The sequence below is a fragment of the Priestia sp. FSL P4-0332 genome, from assembly GCF_038005845.1.
In the GTDB taxonomy this organism is placed as follows: Bacteria; Bacillota; Bacilli; order Bacillales; family Bacillaceae_H; genus Priestia.
Window position 1 is genome coordinate 3,491,871 of the sequence record NZ_JBBOUA010000001.1, and the last position, 25,912, is coordinate 3,517,782.

Here is a 25,912-nt window from a genome sequence, read left to right on the forward strand (position 1 = left end):
GTTGTGAATAAAACAAGTTATGGAAAGGGAGAAAGAACATGCTAAAGAAAGCAAATCGTACAGTTATGAATATGGGGTTAGCAGCATTACTTGTTCCCGCTGCCCTAACATTTAGCACAACTTCAGCAAGTGCAAATGACGGAGGCGCTGCACCAGCACCCGTACAAGAAAAGGTAACGCCAAGCGTACCTCAACAACAAGCAACTACTACTACTAATCAAAAAGTCATCGTAAACGTGAGTGCGTTAAATATTCGTCAAGGAGCTAGCTTTTCATCTCCAGTTGTTGGAACTGCAACACAAGGTCAAGAGTTTGCTATTTTAAAAGAAGCAAACGGCTTAGTTGAAATTGCACCAAATAAATGGATTTCAAAAAGCTCAAGCTATGTAACAATTGCATCAGGTAAACCAAGCGCAAGCCAAGTAAAAGGTGTAAGCACATCAACTCCTTCTACTTCTACAGCATCTACATCTGCAGCACAAGAAACAAGCACACCAGCACCTGCTCCAACAACAAGCACGGCTTCTGGAAGCACAGTAAATGTTGCACGTAGTTTAGTAGGATCACCTTACCAATGGGCAGGAAACACACCAAGCGGATTTGACTGCTCAGGCTTTATCGCATACGTGTTCAACCATAGCGGTCACAGCATTTCACGTACAAGCGTAGCAAACTACTGGAACATGGCGACAAAAATTTCGTCTCCACAACCAGGCGATCTAGTATTCTTCCAAAACACATACACAAGCGGCCCATCTCACATGGGAATCTACATCGGAAACGGCCAAATGATTCATGCTGGTTCACACGGTGTAGCTGTAGCTGATCTAGATGTTTCTTATTATCAAGATCATTTCTTAGGATACGGACGCTTCTAAGAAAAAAATGCCCTCTAATCGTTAGATACGTTCTAACGATTAGAGGGCATTTACTTTTTATCGCTGCGCGACGGAAAGCGCCTTTTCAATACGCGTTTGAAATTTATGCTTCCAGTCTTCAGCTAGCTCAGCCACTTCTAAAGCCCGCTTCATCCCTTCTACATCTTTTGAACGATGGAAATATAAATCAAGCGTAAACCAAACGGATACTTGGTTTGGATGAGCTTCAATCAATTTCACTTCTGCACCTTGCGTAATCGTACCTTCTTTCAGCACGCGGCAAAGGTATCCGGTATAGCTTGTCTCAATCATTCGTTTTAAAATCCCTTTAACGCCCGTTCGCTTTGTAATTGTGTCGCATGGATTTCGCCCTTGCGTCGCATGGATTTCGCCCTTGCGTCACTTGAATAACGGCGTCTCCTACTTGATAAATGTCTCCAATGCATACTTCTTTTTCAAGCATGCCTGCAACAACAAGATTTTCTCCAAACGCAGACATTGGCAGCTCCGTATCAAACTCTTCGTTCCATTTTTTGTAGTGCTCATACGGATACACGCACACCGCACGATCCGGACCGCCGTGATACTTTAAGTTCGCTACGCCGTCGCCTTGAAACCCTTCTTTTGCTAAAAACGTTTCGTCTACTTGCTTCTTGCATATGCCTGTGCGCATTTCTTTGTCAGGACTGTATGCCATTTGTTCAGGCATGCCGGTTGCTAAATGAATTATTTTACGTTGATTCATTCGTGCCTCTCCCTTCCCCGTTTTCCCTTACTAATTACGTCATATTTTACCACATTTTAAAGATGGCGCTCTTATTTTTTGTGTATTCCACTAAAATCTTGGCAATATCATGAAAGTTTAAAAAATATTTCACAATTATATTAAAAATATCTTCATTTCCTCTTTTTCTTTTGTTCGAAATGATTTAAGATAGTAGAGGTTGTCGAAATATAAGTTATTATGTCAGTTCTGCATGTTTTTTTACATATTAGCACATAGTAAATATTATTTTACCATTACGTCATTTTTTACAATGGCCTAAAAAATTTTGCCCATTTTTACTAAAACTAGCGTGAAAGTCCTGATTTTTATATAAAATAGAGGCCGATTTACATAGTCATTTCTATGCACGTCCCTCTTTTATAAATATAGAGTACATGTAAGGAGAAAAGTAAATGTCAATTTTAATGGGAATTATCGGAATTGTAATTGTCTTAGCAGTTGCGTTCCTCATGTCAAACGACAAGAAACTTATCAACTACAAAGGCATCGCAGTTATGCTGGTTATTCAGCTCGCTATCTCTGCTTTTATGATGAATACATCGATTGGTCGCAAGGTGCTTGACTTTATTACGAGTGTATTTACAAAGATCTTATCATTTGGTAACGACGGAATTTCGTTCGTGTTTGGAGATCTTGCAGGAAAAGGCATTTTCTTTATCCAAACGTTAGTTATGATTGTATTCGTTTCAGCATTATTAAGTATTTTAAACTACTCTCGTATTTTACCCTTTGGGATCAAATATATCGGAGGACTTGTTTCAAAAATTACCGGACTTCCCCAAATTGAAAGCTTCACAGCCGTGAACGCAATGATTTTTGGTGATACAACGGCGCTAATTGCGGTGAAAAACCACATCGGAGGTTTAACACCAAACCGTTTATTTATCGTCACAACAACATCTTTAGTATCCGTTTCTTGTTCGATTCTAGGCGCATACATGCAGATGATTCCGGCTGAATACGTATTAATTGCCCTTCCGCTAAACGTATTCTCTGGCTTAATCGTTTCTTCTATCGTTGCACCTGTAAAAGTAGAAGATGAAAACGAAGTCGATATTAAAGCGCCTGCTAAGCAAGGCACGCTGTTTGAAGCAATCGGTGACGGAGCACTAGACGGCGGACGCGTTGCGTTAATCGTAGCAGCGATGCTTGTAACGTACGTTGGTCTTTTAGCATTAGTGAACTACGTATTAAACGGCGTAATTGGATTAACTGTTCAAGACATTTTAGGCTATATCTTCTACCCAATTGCCTTTATCATGGGTATTCCGGCAGATGAACTAATGAGAGCCGGCGGCGTAATGGGAACAAAAGTAGTAGCAAACGAATTCGTTGCCATGCTTGACTTCCAAAAAATGATGCCTCACCTTTCTGAAAAAACAGTCGGGATCGTATCAGCTTACTTAATCTCATTTGCAAACTTTAGCTCAATTGGTATCGTTCTTGGTACGATCCAAGCAATCAACGGCGAACAAGCTTCACGGGTTGCCAAGTTCGGCTTAAAGATGCTGTTAGTCGCTACAATGGGATCGATTTTAACAGGTATTATGGTTGGATTGTTTATTTAATGGAAAAGCACTCACTTGTGGTGAGTGCTTTTTTGTTTGGTTGTTCTTTTTGGGTTATAGCTGGAGCGTTTCTACAATGTTGAAATTTATTAAATATCTCTGTTGACATACTCCGAGTTATCGGCACTATTATCAAATGCTTTTTATCTTCATTCTAATAACATTTAAATTAGTTTTACATAATGAATTAAAGCAATATCTCTTATTCAATAAAAAGACAGCTTGCTTTATCAGCAAACTGCCTTTTTTGTAATGACCCGTCCGGGATTCGAACCCGTGTTACCTTTTTAAAAGGATAATTTCTTGACCACTTGGCCAACGGACCAGATAAAATTATAAAATGGCAGAGAAGAAGGGATTTGAACCCTCGCACCGCGTTAACGATCTACTCCCTTAGCAGGGGAGCCCCTTGAGCCACTTGGGTACTTCTCTGTATGGATCTTCCATTGAAATACTGTGGAATAATAGTAGGCCTAAGTGGACTTGAACCACCGACCTCACGCTTATCAGACTTGGGCTCTACCAAAATGAGCTACTTCCCGTTTATGGCGCGCCCGAGAGGAGTCGAACCCCTAACCTTTTGATCCGTAGTCAAACGCTCTATCCAATTGAGCTACGGACGCTTCCTAAAATGGTGCGGATGAAGGGACTTGAACCCCCACGTCATAAGACACTAGATCCTAAGTCTAGCGCGTCTGCCAATTCCGCCACATCCGCATGTGAAAAATGGTTGCGGGGACAGGATTTGAACCTGCGACCTTCGGGTTATGAGCCCGACGAGCTACCGAACTGCTCCACCCCGCGATAATAACAAAGATATAATGGAAGAGGAAGAGGGATTCGAACCCCCGCGGGCTTTGACACCCCTGTCGGTTTTCAAGACCGATCCCTTCAGCCAGACTTGGGTATTCCTCCATATTTCAGGTTCAATGGTGGACCTTGTAGGACTCGAACCTACGACCGGACGGTTATGAGCCGTCTGCTCTAACCAGCTGAGCTAAAGGTCCTTTCTAAGCTCTCTATTAGAATGTGGAGCCGGCAATCGGATTTGAACCGGTGATAAAGGTATTGCAGACCTTGACTATGCCACCAATAAGTATGGAAATTATTTATAGTCAGTCACATTTATCCGTATGCTACCCCTTCATATGAAACATGGACTAGTAATTTAATAATTAATATCTGTTTCGCTACCAACAAAAATTATTTTATCTTATAATTTCGTAGAAGTCAACATCTATGTAAGTTTTGTTTTAATACTTAATTTTGCAATTATTAAGTAGGAACATACACCTAAATAAAAAAACTCTGTAACAAGAATCATGATTCTTGTTACAGAGCTTATTTTTATAAAAAGGTTTGCGTAATCGCATTTTCTAAATCTCTTGTAGAAGATTTTAGGTATCGTTTTGTAACATTCACATCAGAATGGCCTGCTAATTCGGCAACTGTTGCAATATCTATCCCTTTCTTAACTAACTCATGACAGAAAGTATGGCGTAATTTATGAGGATTTACATTATATTTTTTTAACATGTACTGAACCGTACGTGGAGACATTCTTCTATCAAAATTAGAGACAAATAAAGCTTCATGATTAGAATCAAGTGAATCAATATATTTCTTTAAACTATTCCTTGCTTCTGTAGAAAGAGGAACAAATCGCTTTTTACACCCTTTAGCATTACGGATAATTAAAAAACCGTCAGATTTGTTAATCTCTACGTCTTTATGATTCAAAGCACAAATTTCTGATACTCGAACCCCTGTATGTAATAAAGTGTATACAATAGCAATATCACGAAGGTTTCCCTGTTGCTTTACTTCAGATAAAAGACGGTCAAGCTCACTTGCTTCTAATGACTGTGGTACAACCTCGTTGTTTTTCTCTTTTCGTTTACGTTCAATATTTTGAACAATTTCTGGTTTTTCAAGAAAGCGTGCAAAAACGCTAATTGTGACAAAAGCTTTTTCTATAGTCGACGCACTTTTATTATTAGATTCAAGGTTAATCATATAAGTTTGGACATTATTTTTTGTTACTTGATCTAAATGTCTACCTTCACTTAGAAGCCATTCATGAAATTGGTTTAGCACTGCTCGATAGGTTTTAATCGTATTATCAGATTTGCCTGATTCTATTAACCATTGGCTAAAGTCATCAATCAACGGAATAACTTCTAGGCTATTTTTTTTCACTCTAAATCCTCCTACATGTACTAATAAATTACATAAAACATAACATTTAATTTCGTAGAAATCAATTTAAACGAAATTAATATACAAAAAAACAGCCCATCATTGATATGATGAGCTGTTTTTTTGCCTGACAACGTCCTATTCTCACAAGGACAAAGTCCCCACTACCATTGGCGCTAGAGAACTTAACTTCCGTGTTCGATATGGGAACGGGTGTGACCTCTCTGCTATCGCCACCAGACCTATTAAAGATAGTTTTCTTAACACTAAATAAAAATTGCTAAGTAAAAACACCGTGCACCCGTCATTGACATGATCAAATAAGCGTTACTTGTACAGTTAGCTCGACCGGGTTGTGCTGCAACACACAGAAGAATCTACTTATGGCTGCTTCCTTCCGGACCTGACCATGTTCATAGGTTTCTGTTGTGCAGGACCCAGTTGTCAACACCACTTGTCCAAGTCAGACCTTACCTGACTCATACCTCTGTTAGGAATTAAACCCTGCTAAGGCGGATTGCAGGTTACAGGGCACCGCCATCTCCCCGTCTAGCACGGTATGTATAGTTAAGGGATTCCCACCTATGTCGTCCTCCCAATCTGTTTTGTGAACCCGCGATCTCGCAGGTGGGTTTCCGCATATTAACGTTCCAGCGATCCTGTGTCAAAGACAGGCATGGCATCAGTCAACAAATGTAGGAATCCCAAATAAACAGTACGGTTCAAAACAAATAGGGCATAACGTGCATCGTAGGATAAGTATTTAATGTGTTTATTGATGATATAGATTATCCTACAATAAAATTTCGTAGAAGTCAACATAAACGAAAAAATGACTTCTAACCCTCAACATTTTCTTATTTGCTTGATTTACTGTTGTTGGGAAGGGATTTCTTTGAAAGATGGAAGTTATAAGGAGTCGTGTTTCATTATATTGAGTCCTCCATTTAAAAGTGAATTTCATTACGGTTAGATTTTTATACATCCTTGATCTAACACTACTTTTCTAATGTGGTTATTTTTTCTTCTTATCCTCTCTCCATAAAAATAAGAGAAAAATAAAAAAAGCCTAAATAAAATGGCTTTTTTATTCTAAGAGTAAATTATTGTTCTGTTAGTTCAGATATAGAAACACTTTGCTTATTATTTGGTTCATCCAGGTTATGAATTGTAGCTACCCCATTTTGTTGGTCTACATGCTCAATGTAAATGCTTTTCCCGTTATATATTACATTGGCCATGTCCACTGAATCGGCAATTTCTTGTGCTCTTTGTGCATCCATCTTTATCTAGCCTCCTTTTTATTTATGACAGTGAAAGTATTTGTTTTTAATTAATTTTTATGCATTTAATTCCTCTATATAAAATCAATTTTAATTTTTCAAATGAGACATAAAGCAGTAAAAAAACTATCTCCTTTATTATTTGAGATAGCTTTTTATTTTATTATTCAGTTTAATCTTCTTCTGGAATCTTAATTAAAATGGCTATAGCTATTGTTGCCAAAAATATAACTCCTAAAGTTAGCAATAGACTCGTACTCATATGCCTCATCTACCCTTCTCTTTTCATCCCTATGATTCCATTTTAGCAGAGGAAATTAGGTAATAAAACTGGAAATGATAGCGTTTTACTAAAAATTTTATACATGTTAAAATAATGTAGTTGTTTTAACTCAACCAATGTATTCAATTTTTTGCTTGAGTAGAGCAAGCTACCTCTTTCCTATTTTGGGGTAGCCCTTTTTTTATCGTGATAAAATAAAATTTTGTTTTGGATATATTCCTTCCTACCCTCGGTTTACATTCGTTATTTACGAATCTGTTCAATCTCTTCTTCTGTAAGCTCAGTTAATTCAGATATTGTTTGATTATCCATACCTTTTTGTAGCATTCTTAACGCTACTCTCTTAATAGCTCTTTTTTTCCCTTGTTTTTCAGCTTTTTTTAATGTTAATGTTTCATCTACTTGGAATTCCTGGTTTACTTCATAAGTCATTAACATTTCTGGGTCTTCAGTTACACGTGCCCATTCATTCATCGCATTTTTCAAAGTTTGATCTTTCTCCATTACAACTTCCTCCAAAAATGAGTAAAATCTTCATTTCCTGACATATTAAACAACAGTAATTGTTTTACTAATTATGTGTCCTTTTTACGATACTATTCTCACCTATTCCAAAATCAAATTAATCCCATAAAGCTTGTCCGTCCACCCTAAAACTAAAAAAGAATAATTACTGCATTAGGTAAGACGTAGGTAGTAATGTAAGATGTGCTCGGTTGTTTATATGCCGGGGTCAGCCTAGTGGCAAATAGGGCTTTGATTCAGAAGCAACTAACAAATTATTTATTTAATTTATATGTTTTTTCTTATAGTTGCACATATTAAAAACAATACTAGATGAAAGCGAGATGAGATAAGTAATGTCAAAACAAGGGATACAGAAAAAGAATCAGACAAGAGAGCAAGTAGAGAAGCAAGATAAAAGAAATGATGTTGAATTAGGCAATGAATTTCAAACTGGCAACACAAGTTCCCAGAGCCAGAAAAAAAGTGGACGCCAAGTAAATAAAAAATAAATTTAACCTTTCGAGGATAATAAGAAACCTCAGTTCAAATGTATGACTTGAACTGAGGTTTCTTTTATAGAGTGAAGAAGACTTATGTGCAAAAGAGGCACCAAGCTAAAGAGAATTTGAATTCTATTATGAAAACAGAATTCAAATAAAAAGAAAGTATCTCACATTAGATAATCGTTAAGTATTATAACAAAATAAAAAAGTGTAGCTTAACATAACCATTCTTTCCGAAACTTATAATAAAAACATTTTTTTATGAATACGATATTATCTTATATCTCTTTTTATATTTACCTTCAAATTTTCTAACCTGATTCTCTGTATAAAAGTGTGCTACTTTATATCCGTCGTTATTATAGGCTTCTGCGATTCTAAGAGGTTGTTTAACATCTTTTGGATAGTAAGTCGGCATTATGGTCGATATCCGATTATAAGTTAGAACGCCTGTATCTTTGCTTTTTTCACGATTTAGTACATAAAGTCCTTTAAATATCGCTTCAAATCGTTCAGAAGAAGTTTTAGCATATGCAAATAGCGCGATCTTCTGATTCAGCTGATACATTCTTTTTTGAAAGTAGGCTTCGTTCTCTTCTGGAATTGTATTATATTCAATAAATATTTCCTCATTTTCAAGAAGTTGATTGTTCCAAGTTTCATTAGGGAAAAATTTTAATCTTTTAATATCTGTATCTTCTTCAAATTTGTGCGGGGCTCCGCTTTTTTGAATTCCGTGAACATAGCCAGCTCCAAACACATTGCAACAGTCTGCAACTAACCGTAAAGAAACATTGTCATCAGCATCTATATATCCTTGTTCAATATAAGTATTTGGATCATATTCCTTCTCCAAATCCCATGGAATAAACCATTGCTCTTTTATTAGCAGATTAATTTTTTCTATTACCTGGTCGATCTTTTCATGAATCTTTTCAAGAGATTGAGTAGCATCTATTCTTATAAAATCACAATCTAAGGCGTTCACAATATCGTTTTTTCTAATTTCATCCAGTGTTTGATTTATATCATTCATATGATGGGCTTCATCAATTTCAATGGCCAAATTAAACTGTGGAAAATACAAATCAATTAAGCCGTATTCGACCCTTTGGTTTTTATTTGATCGTACTACATACTGTTGAGTATTTATTTTTATATCGTAATTATCAAGCAAATGCCAGATCCTTGTAATGATATAATTCTCATCATTTTTTTTATTCGTTTTTGCTAATTGTCTTTTGATATAGTCATACTTGCTCATTACTTTTCTAGATCCTCTCTTTTTCCTCTTCTGTAGCATTATGAAAATGAATTCCTAAATAACCATATCCGAACGACGAGGGGAGTGCAACTCTTTTAATAAACTGTCTACTGGACCTTGCATTTACGATTCCCTCTTCTTATTGCTAGAAGTTTCTGCTAGTTATTTTGATATACATACTCACATCCTATTTTAGTATATATATATTGGTAAAATAATTTATATATACTAAAATTAACCAAAACAAACATATCAAGACTTAATTTAAGGATAACAAGTCCATATTAGTGTATATTAAGCAGTTTGATCTAACCTATTATTAAAATAAGGAAATTTAATATTGTAATATAACTATATATATGTAAACATTAAACATGTATTTTAAATACATAATAAATGCATGTTTAATGTTTACAGGAGGAAATGTACTGAAATGAAAAATTTTTTTAAGATTGGCTGTTTAGGATTTATTATTCTTATTGCACTTATTGTAGTAATTGCTGTCGTAGCATCAGGTGGAGACGATAGTGGTTCTGGATCTAGTTCTAACTCTTCAAAATCAGAAGAACAAAAAGCTCATAAAGTGGGAGACACTTTTACAGTAGATGATAAAGCAGAAGTTTCTGTAACAAAAGTAGAAGAAAGAGAACAAGTTGGAAACCAATATGCAAATAAAAAAGCTTCTGAAGGCGGTACACTTGTTGCTATCCAATGGACTGTTAAAAACATCTCTGACAAACCATTAGGTGCTTTTTCAACCCCAACAATTAACCTCATTGATGAAAAAGGAACAAAATATGACGCTGATATTGATGCAACATCAAATTATGCAGTTGAAACTAACATTGATGACTCTAAGATTGCAAGTGATTTAAATCCAGGTATCAAAGTTACGGATGTTGACGTATTTGAGGTTTCAAAAGATAGCTATGCAAAAGGTAAATGGTATATTGAAATAAACGGAAGTAAAGTTCAAATTAAATAATACTTTTCCATAGAGTAAAAAGCTCACTAAACGTTCAACGTTTAGTGAGCTTTATTATATTTATACTATTATCTATACCCGTGAGAGAGTATATGGGGAAACGGCCCCTTTTTCTGCAGAGAATGTTGAATAGTAACGGGATACTATATACTTGTTTCAAACAAGTGCAATTTACGCACCGAAATTATAAATAGAGTCCTTTAATATAAATAGATGCGATATTCTTAGCAATTTGTTCGACAGGGTGCTCATATTCATTACGAACAATTTCCCAAAGGTACATTTCATTAGTGAAAAACCACCCTCTTGCTACTAACTCGTTATGTACATCTTTACGTGCTAATCCATTGCGCTGCGCATAGGCAATGTCTTCTGAAATTCGTTGAATAAACTTTTCCCGAATGTTCTTCCATTTCTCTGAAACGAGAGGAGAAATACCAATAGCCTGCTCAAACACTTGCAGCATTTTTTGTTCATCCTCAGCCATTTTTAAAAACTCGTTCGTTTGTTTATGAATCATTTCTTCTGCTTCATTTACAGATGCGGGTAAAAATGCAGCCTCGGCAATTTCATAAAATTTCTCCATAACATTCTCCATTAATACAACTAAAAAGTCTTCTTTTCCTTCAAAATGAACGTATGCAGTCCCATACCCAACCCTTGCCTTTTTTATTATTTGAGTGATAGTTGCTTTGTGAAAACCTTCTTGTATAAATACTTCTCTTGCAGCTTCTAATAATTTTTGTCGAGTCTTTATTGAACGTAAATGCCGTTTATCTTCAATATTATTTTCATTCATTAAGGCTCCTTCCTCCCTATCCGTTTTACTCTCTAGGATATAGAAGTTTTCACAAAACGAAAAGTAATAAAGAGAATTTATTACAAAAATTATTTTTTTAATTTTCAAAATTATATTATTGACACTGTGTCATATTCTTTGTTACGATTCTTCTAGGATACATATTAAGTAATGCAGAGGAGGAAAATTATGCAATTAAATACCTTTAAACCCACATTAGAGTATGCCAAACAGTTGGATCAAGAAGACTCCCTTTCAAGTTTTCGTAACGAATTTTATTTAAAGCCTGATTCCATATATATGGATGGAAACTCATTGGGGCTCCTTTCTAAAAGAGCTGAACGCAGACTTATAGAAGTATTAAATGATTGGAAAGAACAAGGAATTGATGGATGGACTCAGGGGAAACATCCATGGTTCTCCTTGTCCGAAAAATTAGGTGAAATGAGTGCACCGTTAGTTGGGGCTTCTAGCGAAGAAGTCATTGTAACTGGTTCGACAACAGTTAACCTTCATCAGCTTGTAGCTACTTTCTACAACCCAAAAGGAACGCGCACAAAGATTTTAGCTGATGAATTGACCTTCCCATCTGATATTTATGCGCTTCAAAGTCAGCTGCGAACCCACGGATACAGTCCAGACACTCACCTTATACGTGTAAAAAGCCGCGATGGCCGTTTTTTAGAAGAAGATGACATTATTGAGGCTATGACCGATGAGATTGCTTTAATTATCCTACCAACTGTACTCTATCGTAGCGGCCAAATATTAGATATGGAACGATTGACGGCTGAAGCACACAAACGTGGAATTTTGATTGGATTTGATGGCTGCCACTCTATTGGTGCAATTCCTCACTCATTTAGTAAATGGGATGTGGACTTTGCATATTGGTGTAATTATAAGCACTTAAACGGTGGACCTGGCTGTGTAGGCGGTTTATATGTAAATAAAAAACATTTTGGAACAGCACCTGGTTTAGCAGGCTGGTTTAGTTCAAAAAAAGAAAAGCAGTTTGATATGGAGCACACATTAACACCTGCTGATTCAGCCGGTGCTTATCAAATTGGAACACCCCACGTTTTAAGTCTTGCTCCTTTAATTGGATCGCTAGAAATTTTCACTGAGGCTGGTATAGATAATATTCGAGCTAAATCTCTTAAAATCAATCATTATTTAATGTATTTATTAGAAAAAGAACTGAGTGACTTCAATTTTACCCTCGGAAGCCCTAGAGAAGATAAAAAGCGCGGAGGGCACGTAAGTCTTGAACATAAGGAAGCAGCGCGCATTTGTAAAGCATTAAAAGAGAATGGTATCATTCCAGATTTTCGCGCTCCGAATATTATTCGTCTTGCTCCTGTTGCTCTTTATACTTCTTATACAGAAGTCTGGGAAGTAGTACAAACTTTGAAGAAAATTATGAACGATAAAGAATATGAAAAATTTAAAAACGAACGTGAAGTAGTGGCGTAAAAGCTAAACTACTTGTTTTTTTAACGAGAAAAGTAAGCGCTTTCTAATTCTTGAGGAAGCTATTTTACGTAGATATGCAGCCAAACCATTATTTTGAAACTATGAGGGAGATGAAATATGAAAAACCACAATACTCAATTGCCAAACAAAGATGACGCAGAAAAGGGATTAAAACGAAATCTAAAAACAAGTCAATTGACAATGATTTCGATGGGCTGTGCAATTGGAACTGGACTATTCTTAGGCAGTGGACTTGCGATTCAAACAGCTGGACCTAGTGTATTGGTTAGTTATGCCTTAGGAGCTTTTGTTGTATTACTCTTAATGGGGTGTTTGGCAGAAATGACAGTGGCCCACCCTACCTCTGGATCGTTTGGAACAATTTCCGAAAAATATGTACATCCCCTGGCAGGGTTTTTGGTTCGCTATTCATATTGGATAGCCAACGTTCTCGCCGTTGGAGTAGAAGTAAGTGCAATAGCCGTGTATATGAAGTACTGGTTTCCAAGCGTTCCGGGTATTGTCTGGATTTTAGTGTTTGCTGCTATACTAATCTATGTAAACGCAACTAGTGTTAATACGTTTGCTACTTTTGAGTATTGGTTTTCTATGATAAAAATTAGTGCAATTGTGGGCTTTATTCTTTTAGGGTCCTATGTTCTATTTGGAACAGATGCACGCCCTAATATGGGTACAGATAATTTTGTAAATGATGGTGGATTCCTTCCTTTCGGGTGGTGGGGAATGTGGGTAGCTGTCTTTATTTCCCTCTTTAGTTTCTTAGGAACCGAAATGATTGCAGTTACAGCTGGAGAAGCAAAAGAGCCTGATATAGCCGTTCCGAAGGCTTTAAAAGCAACTGTGTTTCGTTTAACTACTTTTTACGTTTTGACTATAGGCATCATGTTAATGATTGTTCCATGGAAGTCAGCTCAAGTTGATAAAAGTCCATTTGTGAAAGTAATGGAAATTCTGAATATCCCGGCTGCCTCTGGAATTATGAATTTCATTATTTTAACGGCTGCTTTATCAGCTATGAACAGTCAGTTATATGCTTCTACACGTATGATGTTCTCTCTCTCTCAAAGTAAACATGCACCAGCTTTTTTAGGGAGACTAAGTAAAAAAGGTGTACCGCTATGGGCCCTTGCTGTATCAACCCTGGGCATTTTTCTTGCGGCAGCAGTTAATGGACTGCTCCCAAGCTCTTCATATGCCTTTATGATGGGTATTTCAATGTTCGGAGCTATGTTCACATGGCTTATGATATTTGTTTCTCACCTCTACTTCCGAAAAAAATGGGAGAAATCTGGTGGAAGAAAATTACCGGTAAGAATGCTTGGCTTCCCCTATTTTACGATTTTAGGAGCCATCTTATTACTCGGTTTAATGATTACCACTTGGTTTACAGATTTTAAAATTATGCTTCAGTTTGGAATTCCTTGGTTAGCATTCTTATCCATTGCTTATTTTATCTCTAAGAAAAGAAAAGTTAACCATCATTTTGCAGAAGATATGGCTAATAGCAGCTTGAAAGAGGAATTAGAGGAATTACGTTAACGTTCAAGTTATTTTACATAAAAACAAGGGGGATACAAAATGAAAACGACAAATAACAAGGCACCAAATGCAGTTGAACTAGAGAAAGAACTTCAAACGGACTTTCAGAAAGCTATGTCATATGGAGATTACCTGCACCTTGATAAAATATTATCTAGTCAGCATAGACTTTCTAATCACCATGATGAAATGCTGTTTATTGTCATCCATCAAGCTAGTGAACTATGGATGAAACTAATTCTACATGAGGTAACAGCTGCTATTCAGTGCATCCGTGCTAATAACCTGGAACCTTCATTTAAAATGTTATCACGCGTTTCAAGAATTCAGCAGCAGCTAATTCAATCTTGGAGTGTTCTCTCTACCTTAACACCGGCAGAGTACATGGAATTTAGAGATAAATTAGGTCAATCTTCTGGCTTTCAATCTTATCAAAATCGCCTGATAGAATTTGCTTTAGGAAATAAAAATGTCCATACACTCTCTGTTTACCAGCATGACGCGGATTTGTATCAAAAAATGCAAACGGCTCTTCATGAGCCTAGTATCTATGATGCTGCTATTCATGCTCTTATGAAACGCGGGTTGCCGGTAGATCAAGAAGTTTTACAAAGAGATTGTTCACAGCCTTACGAACCGAATGCCAGCGTAGAGGATGCATGGCTTACCGTATACCGTAACGTTGATCAGTATTGGGACTTATACGAATTAGCAGAAAAATTAGTTGATATCGGAAATCAACAGCAAATGTGGCGATTTAGTCATATGAGTACAGTAGAAAGAATTATTGGAAACAAACAAGGTACAGGCGGATCTTCTGGAGTGAATTACTTAAAGAGAGCTCTGGATCAGCACTTCTTCCCAGAACTATGGAGCCTGCGAACTAAGCTATAAATATTCTATAAAAAGATAGAGAGGTAGTAAGAATGAGCAAATGGATTGATATTTCACAGCCTCTAGACGAAAAAACAGCAGGATGGCCTGGTGATACTCCCTTTTCTTATGAAGTGAATTGGAGTAAAGAAGAGACCGGTTCTGTAAATGTTGGAAAAATAACAATGAGTATCCATACCGGCACTCATATCGATGCACCTTTTCATTTCGATGATAACGGAAAAAAGGTTATAGATTTGGACTTAGATTTATATATTGGACGTACAAAAGTTGTCCATATCCCAGCTAATAAAAGCATTGGAATAAATGAATTGTCAGATGTTACTTTAAAAGGTATTACACGCTTATTGATTCGAACAGACGCGTGGCAAGACCGAAGTGTTTTCCCGGAAACCATTCCTTACATTGAACCAAGCTTAGCTCCTTACCTTGCTAAGCTTGGCATTCGCCTGCTAGGCATTGATCTGCCTTCAGTAGATCCACTCGATAGTAAAGAACTAGCGGCTCACCATGAACTTGCATACCATAAAATTCATATTTTAGAAGGTGTTTTACTAGATAAAATCCCTTCAGGAGACTATGAACTAATCGCAGCTCCTCTTCCTTTAGTTGAAGCTGATGGAAGTCCTGTGCGCGCGCTGTTGAAAAAAATCAACTAACTTAAAGCGACTATTAAAAGAACGATTCTTTTTCCTTAGATAGTTTCCGATGTATACAAAAAAGAGCGGTATATAAATATACCGCTCTTTTATTATAGCTAATCAACTTATTTCTTCTTATTCATATCTATTTCTTTCCTTGATACTCCTGCAATTCCCCAGTGCGAAGATGGAACCTCGTTGACAATGATCCTTACTCTCTCCTTTTCAACGTGAAGGCTGTTAGAAATTGCTTCGGTTACTTCTACTAACATGTTTTTAATGTCTTTTTCTTCTCTTCCTTCCAAAAGGTGAACTTGTACAATCGGCATACTATCGACTTCCCTTAAAGTTTTCTATACAACAAAGGGCCTTTATGTTCAGATGAAATAATTATTAAAAAATTCTAGTTAGCTGCAGCTGAATGATACGCTGCCTAAATCAGCGAACTGTGCATGGATACTATCACCTGATCTAAAAGAAATTGCTTCAGATACCGCTCCAGTTAATACGATATCCCCTTTTTTCAACCCTTCTTTATGTTCACCTAGTTTATTAACCGCCCAGGCGACAGCTTTAGCAGGGTGTCCTAGCACGGCAGCACCCGCGCCTACCGTAGCAACCTCTCCGTTTTTAGACATCACCATTCCGATATTAGCTAGATTCACTTGGTCAGGCTTTATCCAATTGCTCCCTACAATAAAACGTGAAGACGAACAGTTATCAGCTACTACATCAGGAAGAGTAAATTTAAAATCCAAGTAACGGCTGTCGATAATTTCAAGAGCTGGTGCAACATATTTTACTGCTTTTAAAACATCTTCTTCAGTTAAGTTGGTTCCACAGAGGTCTTCCCCCATTAAAAAAGCAATTTCAGGCTCAGCCTTTGGGTGAATCAGCTGATTAAATACTATAGGTTCCCATTCAAGTCCCAACATGTCGCTTGTTAAGTATCCATAAATCGCTTCATGTACCCCCATCATTTCCTGCTTAGCCTTACTTGTTAAACCAAGCTTTACACCTACTCGTTTTACACCGTCTTGTACTTTTCGTTCAATCAATTGTTTTTGCAAGCTGTAAGCGTCATCAATTGTCAAATCAGGGTAGCGTTCCGTCACTTTTGTTACTTCATACCCTTCTCTTTCTGCAGATAAAAGATAGTCAACGATTTCTAAATTTGCGCTTTTCGTTAAAGGCATTATCACATTTCCACCTTTCTTTGAGCTAACTCAGCAGCCACGTCTAGAATCATATCTTCTTGACCGCCGACTGCTTTTCTTTTACCAAGTTCAAGTAAAATATCACGTGAATCCAAATTAAAACGCTTTGCAGCACGCTCTGCATGAAGTAAGAAACTAGAATACACGCCTGCATAACCCATTGCGAGGCTGCCTTTTCGAATCTCTTGAGAGCCTGGCAGGATAGGTCCTACTACTTCTTCAGCCAGATCCATTATTTTATACAAATCAATACCTACATCTATTCCTAAACGGTTTAACACGGCTATCAATGCTTCAGTTTGAGTGTTACCTGCTCCGGCTCCTAAACAACGAACACTTCCGTCTATTCTCGTGGCGCCTTCTTCAATAGCAGCAAGCGTATTTGCAACAGCTAACGAAAGGTTGTTATGAGCGTGAAAACCTACTTCAACTTGAAGAGAGTTACGCAGTGCTCTAACACGTTCACGAACTTCATGAGGCAAAAGAGCTCCTGCTGAATCAGTTATGTAAACTCCTTGTGCCCCATAGCTTTCCATTAGCTTTGCTTGCTCCACAAGCTTTTCTACGGGTGCTGAATGGGCCATCATCAGAAAACCGAAAGTTTCCATCCCTAGTTTCCGAGCATATTCAATGTGCTGTGCAGAAACATCTGCTTCCGTCACATGTGTAGCTACTCGGACTAAGCCTGCCCCAAGGCTATTTGCTTGCTTCAGCTCATGTACCGTTCCAATTCCCGGAATTAAAAGAACAGCAACGGTGGCTTGTTTCGCTTCTTCTACCGCAGCCTCAATTAATTTCATTTCGTCAACGAGAGACTTTCCGTATTGCAGAGTCGAGCCTCCTAACCCGTCTCCATGACTAACCTCGATATAGTGCATCCCTGCATCGTCCAGCGCTTTCGTGACACTTTTTACTTGTGCTTCTGTAAACTGATGCTTGACTACGTGACTTCCATCTCGGAGGCTGACCTCTGTAATCTTAATAGGCTTATCACTATTACGTTTCATTCGTCATAGCCCTCTCTTTCTTTATTCCTCCATATAAGCTCTCTTCGAGTTTATAGCGCGCATAATCTTCCGCAACCTTCGCTGAAGCAGCCGTCATAATATCTAAGTTACCGGCATAAGAAGGAAAATAATCTCCGGCTCCAGTTACTTCTAAAAAGACTGTTACTTGATCACTATCAAATAAGGGTTCTTGCTTTAAATTATAGCCTGGTACATATTCTTGTACTTTTTTGACCATATCCTTGATAGCCTTTTGAATAGCTTCTTTATTCATATTTTTCACTTTACAATAAATTGTATCGCGCATTAAGATAGGTGGATCAGCCGGATTTAAGAGAATAATAGCTTTTCCGCAGTCTGCACCGCCTACTTTTTCAATAGCTTTTCTGGTGGTAACAGTAAACTCATCAATATTTGCTCGTGTTCCTGGTCCAGCACTTAGGCTAGAAATAGTAGCCACAATTTCTCCATAGGTTACATCTGCAACTTGATTGATTGCATAAATGATAGGAATCGTCGCTTGGCCGCCGCACGTAATCATGTTTACGTTTTCCGATTCAAGATTTTCTCCAAGATTAACAGGAGGACACACAAAAGGTCCTTTAGCAGCAGGAGTTAAGTCGATAACCATTTTTCCTAAGTCTTTTAAAATCTTTGAATGTCTAACGTGAGCCTTAGCCGATGTAGCATCAAACACAATTTCTGCTAGGTCTTGATTTTCAGCAAGGGCTTTTATTCCATTGCTGTATGTTTGATATCCTGCTTCTCTCGCTCTTTTTAGACCATCTGAATCCGGATCAATTCCAAGTACAGCTGTTAACTCGATAAATTCGCTGCGCTGAAGCTTATACATCAAATCTGTTCCAATATTTCCTGAGCCAATAATTGCGGCTTTTACTTTTTCCACTACTCTTCACCTTCTTTCCGGTATTATTCAAAACGTACGGATACTGAACCAAGAGAACCGAATTCTGCTTTTACTACATCCCCGCTCGCAACTGGTACTGCTGCAGATAGAGCCCCTGGTAAGATTAATTCGCCGGCTTTTAAACAAATATCGAAATCAGATAGCTTATTTGCCAGCCATGCAACCGCATGTGCCGGATGTCCAAGGGCAGCTGCTCCAGCTCCTGTTGCGACGAGCTCTTTGTTTTTATAGAGAAGCATACTAGTCGTACGTAAATCGGCTTGTTCAATTGTGGAATATTTATTCCCTACCACTACTTTGGCAGAAGAGCCATTGTCTGCAACCGTATCCACTAATTTGATTTTCCAATCGGCAATACGACTATCAATGACTTCGATGGTCGGCACCACGTATTTTGTTGCCATTAAGACATCTAAATAGGTAACGTTTGGCCCTTTTAAATCTTCTTCTAGAATAAATCCAATTTCCGCTTCAATTTTTGGAGCCACCATTGAATGAATGTTGATTATTTCATTATCCGTTACTTTCATATCATCAAATAAGTGTCCATAATCAGGCTCACTAACTCCTAACATATCTTGCATTGCTTTACTGGTTAGACCAACTTTTTTACCAATAATTTTTTTTCCTTCTTCCAGCTTTCTTTTTACAATCTCTAATTGAATATGGTAAGAATCAGCTACTGATAAAGCAGCATGTCGTTCTGTAATAGGAGAAATTGGCTGATTCGTCTTTTCTGCTTCTAAAAGTTCTTCTGCAAGCTCACTAATAAGTGTACGCATCCGTTAATCACCTCTTTTATAGAGTTAAAGTTTCATCGTAATTGTTTTGGCTTCGGTATAAAATTCAAAGCTGTGCCGGCCGCCTTCACGACCAATTCCACTTGCTTTTGCTCCACCAAATGGCGTTCTTAAATCACGAATATACCAGCAGTTGATCCAAAGTAATCCAGCAGTAACTCCAGAAGCAACGCGTTGTGCTCTTCGTAAATCATTTGTCCAGACAACCCCTGCTAATCCATAAATAGAATCATTGGCAATTTGAATTGCTTCCTCTTCTGTTTTAAACGGAATGACAACAAGTACAGGACCAAAAATTTCTTCTTGAGCTACACGCATTTTGTTATCTACGTCGTAAAGAACAGTCGGCTCATAAAAATTTCCTGTTTCTAAACCTTCTACTCTTTTTCCTCCGCATGCCAGCTTAGCTCCTTCCGCCAAACCAATTCGAACATATTCATCGACCGTTTCTAAGTGACTTTGTGATACAAGTGCTCCCATGTTTGTCTCTTCACTCAGAGGATCGCCTACTTTAATCTTTCTTACCTCCGCTGTGAACTTTTCAAGAAACTGCTTATAAATGCTTTCTTGTACAAGTAAACGAGAACCTGCTAAGCATATCTCTCCTTGATTTCGATAGATTGCTTCGATAGATCCTTTTACTGCTTCATCCAAATCCGCATCTTCAAATACAATATTGGCTGATTTGCCTCCAAGCTCCAGCGAAACAGGAATCAGGTTTTCCGCTGCATTTCGCATGACCGTTTTTCCTGTATTACTTTCCCCTACAAATGAAATACGCCGAACGGACGGGTGAGTAGACATAGTAGTTCCTACCGTATTCCCCGGACCCGTAATAATATTCAACACACCAGGAGGCAATCCAGCCTCGTTAGCGATTTCTCCAAGCATCACTGCACTTAACGGTGTATAAGAAGCAGGCTTAATAACCACTGTATTACCGGATGCCAAAGCAGCGGAAGCTTTCCATGTCATCTGCATAAACGGTAGATTCCAAGGGATAATGAGGCTTGTAACTCCCGCTGGTGAATACTTGGCATAGGACATTACATTATGCTTTTCGTAATGCTCATGCACCATATATTTAGCCATCTCAGCAAAAAAACGGAAGTTTTGAGCTGCTCGTGGAATATCAAACTCTCGACTTTCTTTAATAGGTTTGCCTACATCTAGCGTTTCTAAATAAGCTAGTTCATCTACTTTCTCCATAATTAAGTCAGCCATTTTACAAAGGATGGCAGAGCGCTCTTCAACAGGCATCTTGCTCCAAATACCGCTTTCAAATGCACGTTGAGCTGCGTCGATAGCGCGCTTTGCATCTTCTGTGCCGCCATTAGCTACAGAAGCTAATTTCTCATTCGTTGCTGGATTAAAGGTATCAAAGGTTTGACCGGATAGGGCATCTACGTATTCTCCATTAATAAAAAGCTTTGCGTCTTTTACCGTCATTTTTTCAATAACTGCCTCTTTACTCATCGGATATCCTCCTCATCCTCAATCTCTAAAATCATTTCAATTTCTACAGCTGTGTTATTGGGGAGCTGGGCCATCCCTACAGCTGAACGGCCGTGTTTCCCTTTATCCCCAAATACTTTTACGAGTAAGTCTGAAGCGCCATCCATTACTTTAGGCTGGTCTGTAAAGTCCTCTGTACTATTTACAAAACCAAGAATTTTAACGACACGCTTCACTTTGCTTAACCCGTCTAACTCATAACTTACCGCACTCAATACATTCAGCATGGATTGCTGAGCGGCCTTATATCCCTCTTCAATTGTTAAATCCTTGCCTAACTTGCCGTGATATTGATCTACACCTTGGCCAGCAGTAAACAATAAATTACCTGTTCGTACACAGCTGACGTAGTTTCCTACTGAAGGACGAACCTTTGACAGCGTTAAGCCAAGTTCTTGTAATCTATCCTCTGGTGTTTGTACTGTTGGCATAAATGTCACTCCTTTTTTCTTGCCCAATGTTTAGAAACTTCGCGGCATTTCCACCTAACATATCTAATCTTTGTTGTTCAGTTAAATCCAGCGTTTCATCCAGAACTTTTCCCGGAACAACTTCACGCAGTAAAAATGGATAATCCGATCCCATAAAGATTTTTTCATGTCCAAAACGTTCAATCATATACTTTATGTTCAGTGGATCGTAGTTTAACGAATCAAAATAAAATTGCTTTGCATAGTAACTAGGAGGATGTGTTGTTAGTCTAAGGTGCGGCCACACTTCCCACCCTTTATCTAATCTAGGAAGAATATAAGGGAAAGATCCTCCTCCATGTGCAAAACAGACTTTTAATGTAGGAAATTTCTCCATAATGCCGCTCCATAGAAGTGTTGCAGCCGCTAGTGCTGTTTCACTTGGCATTCCTACCGTATACATAAAGTTATGGTTTGGCATTCGATCACGGCCTAACGTTTCCCACGGGTGAATGAAAATGGGCACTTCCCACCTTTCAGCCATTTGAAAAAACTCAATGAAAGACGGATGGTCTAAATTTTGACCATTGACGTTTGTCCCAATTTCAATTCCATGCAGTTTTAATTCATTCATGCACCGTTCCATTTCTTTAACAGCCGTAGGTCCGTCTTGCATAGGAACCGTTCCTAACCCAACAAAGCGGTCAGGGTACTTAGCAACTGTTTCTGCAATAAAATCATTTTGGATTTTAGCCATTTCTAATGCATGTTCGGGCTGAGCCCAATAAGAGAACGTAACAGGGATAGGAGATAACACTTGAATATCTACTCCTTCTTTATCCATGTCAGCTATACGTTTTTCAGGGCTCCATACTTGGTCCGTTACGTCTCTGAAATTTTTCCCTCCAACCATAATTGATGCGCCGCATGTGCATGTGCGTTCTAGCACAGGCCAGCGCTCACCGCCATATTTTTGAGCAAAGTCAGGGAAACTTTCCGGAATGATATGTGTATGAAAATCTATTCGCATTTCCATTCACTCGCTTCCGGTGCCATGACATGATTACACTTTTTACATGTGCGTAATTCTAAGCTGCTGTTGAACTCCTGAATGGCTTCTTTTACTTGAACTTCAATATTGGTTAGCTGAACTTTCACACGATGCATCTCCGCATCACATTCATCACAGAACCATACAAAGTCTTCTAACTCCCCTTCACTTCTGTTTCGCTCGATAACGATACCGATTGTGTCTGCTACACGATGTGGAGAATGCGGAACGTTTGGAGGAAGTAAATACACTTCTCCTTCTTTCACCGTTACAACTTCACGCTTGCCTTCTTCATTAATGATTTCAACATAGCAATCACCTTTTAATTGATAAAAAATCTCTTCGGAAGGATCTACGTGGAAGTCACGGCGTTTATTGGGTCCTCCCAAAACCATAAACATCAATTCTGAGTCTTTCCATACCACTTTATTGTTTACAGGTGGTTTTAACTGGTCTTTATGCTCTTCGATAAACTTCCAAAGATTTAATGGTTTAGATGATTGAATAGTATTTGTCATTGAGATAATCTCCTTTTAATAAATTTTAATTTTCAAAAAATAAAAGTTATTTTGATTACACTTGAAAATATTAAAATCTTAAAATGTGATTAATTAAGGATTTCCAGCTCGCTTACTTTTAGTTTTTTCTGCATGTAGACGACTTCATTTGCTAAATTCTTAATGCGACCTAACACTTCCGGATCGGCTACTTCATTCTTTTGATTAAAGTGAGTCGTATGAGCGTATACATAACTCGGTGCCACAAAAGCACGAAAGTAACCCGCAATAGGCTTTAACTGATTTTCAATGACTAGATAATGCTGATAAGTCCCGCCTGTGGCGATGAACCCCATTACTTTATTTCGAAAAACCTGGGGATGTATTAAATCAAATACATTCTTAAGAGCACCGGTGATTGACCCTTGGAAGATAGGTGAACCAATTATATAAAAATCAGCGCTAGAAATAATTTCAATGACTTTTTTAGTATCTTCTGAATAAGCAGAGGGATCGCGGCCATCACAAAATTGGATAGTGTAATCTCGTAAATCTAAAAATTCAATTTCGATGTCTGGATGCTGCAATTTAGCTTCTTCAAGCACTTGTTGAACAACAGCACCTGTTTTAGAACCTATAATCGTGCCTGATATGCCTAGTAATTTCATTTTCACTTTCCTCCTTCTAAAGAAGTCTCATACTTATCTTCAAACACTCATTTTTTTATACATATTCCTTTTGTAAAGACCAGCCTAATAAATCATTTGATTGGTCAATTGCACCTTGCTGGAGTAACTGACGAATTCTAGTAGAAGAGATTCTTGTTCCTTCTGAACAACAGACAGGCGGGATGATATCTACTAGGAAGTGCTTTGCCAGCAGCTTGATATCTCCTTCTCTATTTCGGCCGAAACGAAAATCGTTGCCTACTATGATCTCCGATGGATTAAGCTTTTTTAAGTTGCTGATAAAATCAATTGATGGGCGCTTAGCGTATAACTCATCAAAATGGATAATAACTGCGTAGTCTACTCCTAACTCAGCTATCAGATGTACCTTTTGGTCAATAGGCGTTAACACTTGATCACTTTGAAAATGAAAGCGAGGAGGAGGATCAAATGTATAAACAACGCTAGGTACCTTTAACGCTTTGCTTCGATTTACAGCTCGCTTAATTACTGCTTGATGTCCTTGATGCACGCCATCAAATGCACCTATAGCTATTACTGATGCTGGTAAAGTTAGTATTCCGTCCTCATACCTTTGCATCTTTACACCTCCCTTATTAAGAACGTAATCAACCTAGGCTCTGTATCTATTAACAAAGTTTATTTTTATATAAAAGGATTATGGGTATCAGCTGTTTGTTACTTCTTTCTTTTTAGCTTCTGTATTTAATGCAGCATCTACCATGGCAAATGAATGGCTGCGCTTATAGCTATTGTAGAAAATAGCTCTTTTACGGATTGGATCTCCTGTATAGTATCGCTCGTATTGAAGTAACCTTTGGCCAAATGCTTCTCCACATAGATCCCACGCTAATTTAAATAAGTGAACACGGTCTACAGCAGGTACTCCTTCTCGGCCTCCATAATAACGATTTAAATCCTCTCTTAATTCAAGATTTGCAAAATCCGCTCCTGTAGGAGACATAAGCAAGCCGCCTGCACCAATTGTTTGCATGACTTCAATAGCACGAGGATACATTTTAGGAAGCAATCCACGAATTGTTTCTAAAGCCGTTTCATTTGGAAGAGCTTCTCCTTTTTCATTAATCGTATACTCATACTCTGATGTTCGAAGCAAAGCTCTAATAGATTCTACTGACTGTACCAATTCTCCTAAGCTCTCTTGAACGTTTAGATATCCATCTACACCGATTGCATCCGCTACTTTACAAGCTACTTCCGTTGCAAATTGGAGTTTAACTAATCCTCTTACGCCAGATTGATGTGCCGGTTGCTGGGCGATTCCTGTTTTAGGATAAAGAAGATTTGCAGCTTCAATATTGTTATATAAAAACACTCGGTTCCAAGGAATCAGCACATCATTAAAAATCAATACCGCATCCATCTCTTCAAATCGAGAGGCTAGTGGATGATCAAACACTGATCTTGTTCCGTCTTGCATAGCTTCTCGGCAAAGAATTCGAAGTCCCGGTGTATCGATTGGCAGCGCAAAAGCAAGTGCATAACGTTCATCTCCAGGTTTAAATCCTGGGAACGAATAAACAATAACTTCATCGGTAATAGGTGAAAGTGTAGCTAGCATTTTAGCTCCTTTTACAACAAGTCCATCTGGTGTTTCTTTTACAGCACCTAAATGAGTGAAGAGATCTTGTTGTTCATGTGAGGCTTTGCTTCGGTCGTTCTGCGGGTTGATAATAGCATGAGTTAAAAACAAGTCATTATCACGAATATAACGGTAATAATCTCTTATATTTTTGCCCCACTGTTCATTGTAATAATCTAGAAAACTAGCATTATGAAATAAAGAAGTGACTACAACATTTAAGAAATCCGGTGTTCTTCCCATCAGTCCAAAGGTAGCTTTTGCAAATGCTTCAAACACTTCTCGGCGAGCTACTAAATCTTCGTAACTTTTAGGAATTAAGAAGGCATTTGATATTCTCTCTCCTGTTTCTTCGCAAATATGAGTGATTTTCTCTTGGTAAGCCGGGTCATGCTGCATATCGTACAACTTCGCAATTTCTAAAATAGGCTGTTGAAACACCTTTTCTTCAAATACATTTGTAATTTTTCTGCCCCCTAACCAAATTTCTGGCTGGCGTGATTTTAATGCATCAATATATTGAGCACCTGTACGAATCCCCATATTTGTTCATCCCCTTAAGGTTTAA

General features: G+C 37.9%; 25 protein-coding genes, 6 tRNA genes, 1 rRNA gene, 2 other RNA genes and 1 pseudogene. 8 read left to right on the top strand and 27 right to left on the bottom strand.

What is annotated here, in order from left to right; all coding sequences use genetic code 11:
* The first annotated feature begins 38 nt into the window (after nucleotides 1-38).
* Nucleotides 39-878, top strand: a complete 840-nt coding sequence (locus MKY06_RS18145) for a C40 family peptidase (protein ID WP_013058260.1) — start codon at nucleotides 39-41, stop codon at nucleotides 876-878.
* Nucleotides 879-935: 57 nt separating this feature from the next.
* On the opposite strand, the pseudogene MKY06_RS18150 reads toward MKY06_RS18145, so the two are convergent.
* A pseudogene (locus tag MKY06_RS18150) lies at nucleotides 936-1,623 on the bottom strand (MOSC domain-containing protein).
* 434 nt (nucleotides 1,624-2,057) lie between these two features.
* Between MKY06_RS18150 and MKY06_RS18155 the strand changes: the two are divergent.
* Nucleotides 2,058-3,233, top strand: a complete 1,176-nt coding sequence (locus MKY06_RS18155) for a NupC/NupG family nucleoside CNT transporter (RefSeq protein ID WP_013058262.1) — start codon at nucleotides 2,058-2,060, stop codon at nucleotides 3,231-3,233.
* 341 nt (nucleotides 3,234-3,574) lie between these two features.
* Here the strand turns inward: MKY06_RS18155 and MKY06_RS18160 are convergent.
* From MKY06_RS18160 to MKY06_RS18215, 12 genes are all read right to left on the bottom strand, one after another.
* Nucleotides 3,575-3,665, bottom strand: a tRNA-Ser gene (locus tag MKY06_RS18160).
* 114 nt (nucleotides 3,666-3,779) lie between these two features.
* Nucleotides 3,780-3,856, bottom strand: a tRNA-Arg gene (locus MKY06_RS18165).
* A gap of 9 nt (nucleotides 3,857-3,865) precedes the next feature.
* Nucleotides 3,866-3,950, bottom strand: a tRNA-Leu gene (locus MKY06_RS18170).
* A 10-nt stretch (nucleotides 3,951-3,960) separates the two neighbouring features.
* Nucleotides 3,961-4,037, bottom strand: a tRNA-Met gene (locus MKY06_RS18175).
* 18 nt (nucleotides 4,038-4,055) lie between these two features.
* A tRNA-Ser gene (locus MKY06_RS18180) sits at nucleotides 4,056-4,148 on the bottom strand.
* A gap of 15 nt (nucleotides 4,149-4,163) precedes the next feature.
* A tRNA-Ile gene (locus tag MKY06_RS18185) sits at nucleotides 4,164-4,240 on the bottom strand.
* A gap of 340 nt (nucleotides 4,241-4,580) precedes the next feature.
* Nucleotides 4,581-5,432, bottom strand: a complete 852-nt coding sequence (locus MKY06_RS18190) for a tyrosine-type recombinase/integrase (RefSeq protein ID WP_013058263.1) — start codon at nucleotides 5,430-5,432, stop codon at nucleotides 4,581-4,583.
* A 125-nt stretch (nucleotides 5,433-5,557) separates the two neighbouring features.
* Nucleotides 5,558-5,673: ribosomal RNA gene (gene rrf / locus MKY06_RS18195) — 5S ribosomal RNA — on the bottom strand.
* A 52-nt stretch (nucleotides 5,674-5,725) separates the two neighbouring features.
* Nucleotides 5,726-5,990: signal recognition particle sRNA large type (gene ffs / locus MKY06_RS18200), an RNA gene on the bottom strand.
* Between the two features lie 13 nt (nucleotides 5,991-6,003).
* A non-coding RNA gene (ssrS, locus tag MKY06_RS18205) (6S RNA) lies at nucleotides 6,004-6,192 on the bottom strand.
* 343 nt (nucleotides 6,193-6,535) lie between these two features.
* On the bottom strand, nucleotides 6,536-6,715 hold the full coding sequence (locus MKY06_RS18210) for a small acid-soluble spore protein H (protein ID WP_013058264.1): 180 nt from the start codon (nucleotides 6,713-6,715) through the stop codon (nucleotides 6,536-6,538).
* Nucleotides 6,716-7,241: 526 nt separating this feature from the next.
* Nucleotides 7,242-7,502: a hypothetical protein gene (locus MKY06_RS18215; RefSeq protein WP_013058265.1), complete on the bottom strand. Its 261-nt coding sequence runs from the start codon at nucleotides 7,500-7,502 to the stop codon at nucleotides 7,242-7,244.
* A 356-nt stretch (nucleotides 7,503-7,858) separates the two neighbouring features.
* On the opposite strand from MKY06_RS18215, the gene MKY06_RS18220 reads away from it, so the two are divergent.
* Nucleotides 7,859-8,014 carry a hypothetical protein gene (locus MKY06_RS18220; protein ID WP_013058266.1) on the top strand — a complete coding sequence of 52 codons (156 nt, stop codon included), beginning with the start codon at nucleotides 7,859-7,861 and terminating at the stop codon, nucleotides 8,012-8,014.
* 253 nt (nucleotides 8,015-8,267) lie between these two features.
* Here the strand turns inward: MKY06_RS18220 and MKY06_RS18225 are convergent, their stop codons facing one another.
* The gene (locus tag MKY06_RS18225) at nucleotides 8,268-9,272 is read right to left on the bottom strand and encodes an AbaSI family restriction endonuclease (protein WP_177563749.1); all 1,005 of its coding nucleotides are present in this window, start codon (nucleotides 9,270-9,272) and stop codon (nucleotides 8,268-8,270) included.
* A gap of 433 nt (nucleotides 9,273-9,705) precedes the next feature.
* Between MKY06_RS18225 and MKY06_RS18230 the strand changes: the two genes are divergently transcribed.
* Nucleotides 9,706-10,257 (top strand): DUF4352 domain-containing protein, encoded by a 552-nt coding sequence (locus tag MKY06_RS18230; protein WP_098277758.1) that lies wholly within the window; start codon nucleotides 9,706-9,708, stop codon nucleotides 10,255-10,257.
* Nucleotides 10,258-10,441: 184 nt separating this feature from the next.
* On the opposite strand, the gene MKY06_RS18235 is transcribed toward MKY06_RS18230, so the two are convergent.
* The gene (locus MKY06_RS18235) at nucleotides 10,442-11,056 is read right to left on the bottom strand and encodes a TetR/AcrR family transcriptional regulator (protein ID WP_013058267.1); all 615 of its coding nucleotides are present in this window, start codon (nucleotides 11,054-11,056) and stop codon (nucleotides 10,442-10,444) included.
* Between the two features lie 189 nt (nucleotides 11,057-11,245).
* Between MKY06_RS18235 and kynU the strand changes: the two genes are divergently transcribed.
* The 4 genes from kynU to kynB all read left to right on the top strand — a co-directional run bounded on the left by kynU (nucleotide 11,246) and on the right by kynB (nucleotide 15,645).
* Nucleotides 11,246-12,532 carry a kynureninase gene (kynU, locus tag MKY06_RS18240; protein WP_029323369.1) on the top strand — a complete coding sequence of 429 codons (1,287 nt, stop codon included), beginning with the start codon at nucleotides 11,246-11,248 and terminating at the stop codon, nucleotides 12,530-12,532.
* 117 nt (nucleotides 12,533-12,649) lie between these two features.
* A complete protein-coding gene (locus MKY06_RS18245) occupies nucleotides 12,650-14,092 on the top strand; it encodes an amino acid permease (protein ID WP_013058269.1) in 1,443 nt (480 codons plus the stop codon).
* Nucleotides 14,093-14,131: 39 nt separating this feature from the next.
* Nucleotides 14,132-14,986, top strand: a complete 855-nt coding sequence (kynA, locus tag MKY06_RS18250) for a tryptophan 2,3-dioxygenase (RefSeq protein ID WP_013058270.1) — start codon at nucleotides 14,132-14,134, stop codon at nucleotides 14,984-14,986.
* 32 nt (nucleotides 14,987-15,018) lie between these two features.
* A complete protein-coding gene (kynB, locus tag MKY06_RS18255) occupies nucleotides 15,019-15,645 on the top strand; it encodes an arylformamidase (protein WP_013058271.1) in 627 nt (208 codons plus the stop codon).
* 107 nt (nucleotides 15,646-15,752) lie between these two features.
* Here the strand turns inward: kynB and MKY06_RS18260 are convergent, their stop codons facing one another.
* From MKY06_RS18260 to MKY06_RS18315, 12 genes are all read right to left on the bottom strand, one after another.
* The gene (locus MKY06_RS18260; RefSeq protein ID WP_013058272.1) at nucleotides 15,753-15,956 is read right to left on the bottom strand and encodes a 4-oxalocrotonate tautomerase; all 204 of its coding nucleotides are present in this window, start codon (nucleotides 15,954-15,956) and stop codon (nucleotides 15,753-15,755) included.
* A 78-nt stretch (nucleotides 15,957-16,034) separates the two neighbouring features.
* On the bottom strand, nucleotides 16,035-16,823 hold the full coding sequence (locus tag MKY06_RS18265; protein WP_013058273.1) for a 2-keto-4-pentenoate hydratase: 789 nt from the start codon (nucleotides 16,821-16,823) through the stop codon (nucleotides 16,035-16,037).
* Between the two features lie 2 nt (nucleotides 16,824-16,825).
* On the bottom strand, nucleotides 16,826-17,851 hold the full coding sequence (dmpG, locus tag MKY06_RS18270; protein WP_078082057.1) for a 4-hydroxy-2-oxovalerate aldolase: 1,026 nt from the start codon (nucleotides 17,849-17,851) through the stop codon (nucleotides 16,826-16,828).
* Nucleotides 17,841-18,758, bottom strand: coding sequence for an acetaldehyde dehydrogenase (acetylating) (locus tag MKY06_RS18275; RefSeq protein WP_289916762.1), 918 nt, complete (start codon nucleotides 18,756-18,758; stop codon nucleotides 17,841-17,843). The genes dmpG and MKY06_RS18275 overlap by 11 nt, the downstream gene beginning before the upstream one ends.
* Before the next feature lie 23 nt (nucleotides 18,759-18,781).
* On the bottom strand, nucleotides 18,782-19,561 hold the full coding sequence (locus MKY06_RS18280) for a 2-keto-4-pentenoate hydratase (RefSeq protein ID WP_064471956.1): 780 nt from the start codon (nucleotides 19,559-19,561) through the stop codon (nucleotides 18,782-18,784).
* Nucleotides 19,562-19,585: 24 nt separating this feature from the next.
* Nucleotides 19,586-21,055: an aldehyde dehydrogenase gene (locus tag MKY06_RS18285; RefSeq protein WP_029323378.1), complete on the bottom strand. Its 1,470-nt coding sequence runs from the start codon at nucleotides 21,053-21,055 to the stop codon at nucleotides 19,586-19,588.
* Entirely contained in the window at nucleotides 21,052-21,525 is a 474-nt protein-coding gene (locus tag MKY06_RS18290) for a RidA family protein (RefSeq protein WP_098196798.1), read from the bottom strand. The genes MKY06_RS18285 and MKY06_RS18290 overlap by 4 nt, the downstream gene beginning before the upstream one ends.
* The gene (locus MKY06_RS18295) at nucleotides 21,497-22,540 is read right to left on the bottom strand and encodes an amidohydrolase family protein (RefSeq protein WP_098288180.1); all 1,044 of its coding nucleotides are present in this window, start codon (nucleotides 22,538-22,540) and stop codon (nucleotides 21,497-21,499) included. The genes MKY06_RS18290 and MKY06_RS18295 overlap by 29 nt, the downstream gene beginning before the upstream one ends.
* Nucleotides 22,525-23,073 carry a 3-hydroxyanthranilate 3,4-dioxygenase gene (locus MKY06_RS18300; protein ID WP_013058280.1) on the bottom strand — a complete coding sequence of 183 codons (549 nt, stop codon included), beginning with the start codon at nucleotides 23,071-23,073 and terminating at the stop codon, nucleotides 22,525-22,527. Before MKY06_RS18300 ends, MKY06_RS18295 begins: the two co-directional genes overlap by 16 nt.
* An 89-nt stretch (nucleotides 23,074-23,162) precedes the next feature.
* A complete protein-coding gene (locus MKY06_RS18305) occupies nucleotides 23,163-23,720 on the bottom strand; it encodes an NADPH-dependent FMN reductase (protein ID WP_029323383.1) in 558 nt (185 codons plus the stop codon).
* 55 nt (nucleotides 23,721-23,775) lie between these two features.
* The gene (locus tag MKY06_RS18310; RefSeq protein WP_013058282.1) at nucleotides 23,776-24,321 is read right to left on the bottom strand and encodes an FAD synthetase family protein; all 546 of its coding nucleotides are present in this window, start codon (nucleotides 24,319-24,321) and stop codon (nucleotides 23,776-23,778) included.
* Between the two features lie 87 nt (nucleotides 24,322-24,408).
* Nucleotides 24,409-25,887 (bottom strand): 4-hydroxyphenylacetate 3-hydroxylase family protein, encoded by a 1,479-nt coding sequence (locus MKY06_RS18315; protein WP_063672332.1) that lies wholly within the window; start codon nucleotides 25,885-25,887, stop codon nucleotides 24,409-24,411.
* Nucleotides 25,888-25,912: the final 25 nt, after the last annotated feature.

What these genes read in the sequence shown, in the direction of transcription:
- MKY06_RS18155 (WP_013058262.1), top strand. Translation starts at nt 2,058, where the DNA reads ATGTCAATTTTAATGGGAATTATCGGAATTGTAATTGTCTTAGCAGTT.
- MKY06_RS18215 (WP_013058265.1), bottom strand. Translation starts at nt 7,502, where the DNA reads ATGGAGAAAGATCAAACTTTGAAAAATGCGATGAATGAATGGGCACGT.
- kynA (WP_013058270.1), top strand. Translation starts at nt 14,132, where the DNA reads ATGAAAACGACAAATAACAAGGCACCAAATGCAGTTGAACTAGAGAAA.
- MKY06_RS18210 (WP_013058264.1), bottom strand. Translation starts at nt 6,715, where the DNA reads ATGGATGCACAAAGAGCACAAGAAATTGCCGATTCAGTGGACATGGCC.
- MKY06_RS18245 (WP_013058269.1), top strand. Translation starts at nt 12,650, where the DNA reads ATGAAAAACCACAATACTCAATTGCCAAACAAAGATGACGCAGAAAAG.
- MKY06_RS18285 (WP_029323378.1), bottom strand. Translation starts at nt 21,055, where the DNA reads ATGAGTAAAGAGGCAGTTATTGAAAAAATGACGGTAAAAGACGCAAAG.
- MKY06_RS18280 (WP_064471956.1), bottom strand. Translation starts at nt 19,561, where the DNA reads ATGCGTACACTTATTAGTGAGCTTGCAGAAGAACTTTTAGAAGCAGAA.
- MKY06_RS18310 (WP_013058282.1), bottom strand. Translation starts at nt 24,321, where the DNA reads ATGCAAAGGTATGAGGACGGAATACTAACTTTACCAGCATCAGTAATA.
- MKY06_RS18225 (WP_177563749.1), bottom strand. Translation starts at nt 9,272, where the DNA reads ATGAGCAAGTATGACTATATCAAAAGACAATTAGCAAAAACGAATAAA.
- dmpG (WP_078082057.1), bottom strand. Translation starts at nt 17,851, where the DNA reads ATGAAACGTAATAGTGATAAGCCTATTAAGATTACAGAGGTCAGCCTC.
- MKY06_RS18230 (WP_098277758.1), top strand. Translation starts at nt 9,706, where the DNA reads ATGAAAAATTTTTTTAAGATTGGCTGTTTAGGATTTATTATTCTTATT.
- MKY06_RS18235 (WP_013058267.1), bottom strand. Translation starts at nt 11,056, where the DNA reads ATGAATGAAAATAATATTGAAGATAAACGGCATTTACGTTCAATAAAG.
- MKY06_RS18295 (WP_098288180.1), bottom strand. Translation starts at nt 22,540, where the DNA reads ATGGAAATGCGAATAGATTTTCATACACATATCATTCCGGAAAGTTTC.
- MKY06_RS18305 (WP_029323383.1), bottom strand. Translation starts at nt 23,720, where the DNA reads ATGAAATTACTAGGCATATCAGGCACGATTATAGGTTCTAAAACAGGT.
- MKY06_RS18290 (WP_098196798.1), bottom strand. Translation starts at nt 21,525, where the DNA reads ATGCCAACAGTACAAACACCAGAGGATAGATTACAAGAACTTGGCTTA.
- MKY06_RS18145 (WP_013058260.1), top strand. Translation starts at nt 39, where the DNA reads ATGCTAAAGAAAGCAAATCGTACAGTTATGAATATGGGGTTAGCAGCA.
- MKY06_RS18220 (WP_013058266.1), top strand. Translation starts at nt 7,859, where the DNA reads ATGTCAAAACAAGGGATACAGAAAAAGAATCAGACAAGAGAGCAAGTA.
- MKY06_RS18260 (WP_013058272.1), bottom strand. Translation starts at nt 15,956, where the DNA reads ATGCCGATTGTACAAGTTCACCTTTTGGAAGGAAGAGAAGAAAAAGAC.
- kynB (WP_013058271.1), top strand. Translation starts at nt 15,019, where the DNA reads ATGAGCAAATGGATTGATATTTCACAGCCTCTAGACGAAAAAACAGCA.
- kynU (WP_029323369.1), top strand. Translation starts at nt 11,246, where the DNA reads ATGCAATTAAATACCTTTAAACCCACATTAGAGTATGCCAAACAGTTG.
- MKY06_RS18300 (WP_013058280.1), bottom strand. Translation starts at nt 23,073, where the DNA reads ATGACAAATACTATTCAATCATCTAAACCATTAAATCTTTGGAAGTTT.
- MKY06_RS18315 (WP_063672332.1), bottom strand. Translation starts at nt 25,887, where the DNA reads ATGGGGATTCGTACAGGTGCTCAATATATTGATGCATTAAAATCACGC.
- MKY06_RS18265 (WP_013058273.1), bottom strand. Translation starts at nt 16,823, where the DNA reads ATGCCTTTAACGAAAAGCGCAAATTTAGAAATCGTTGACTATCTTTTA.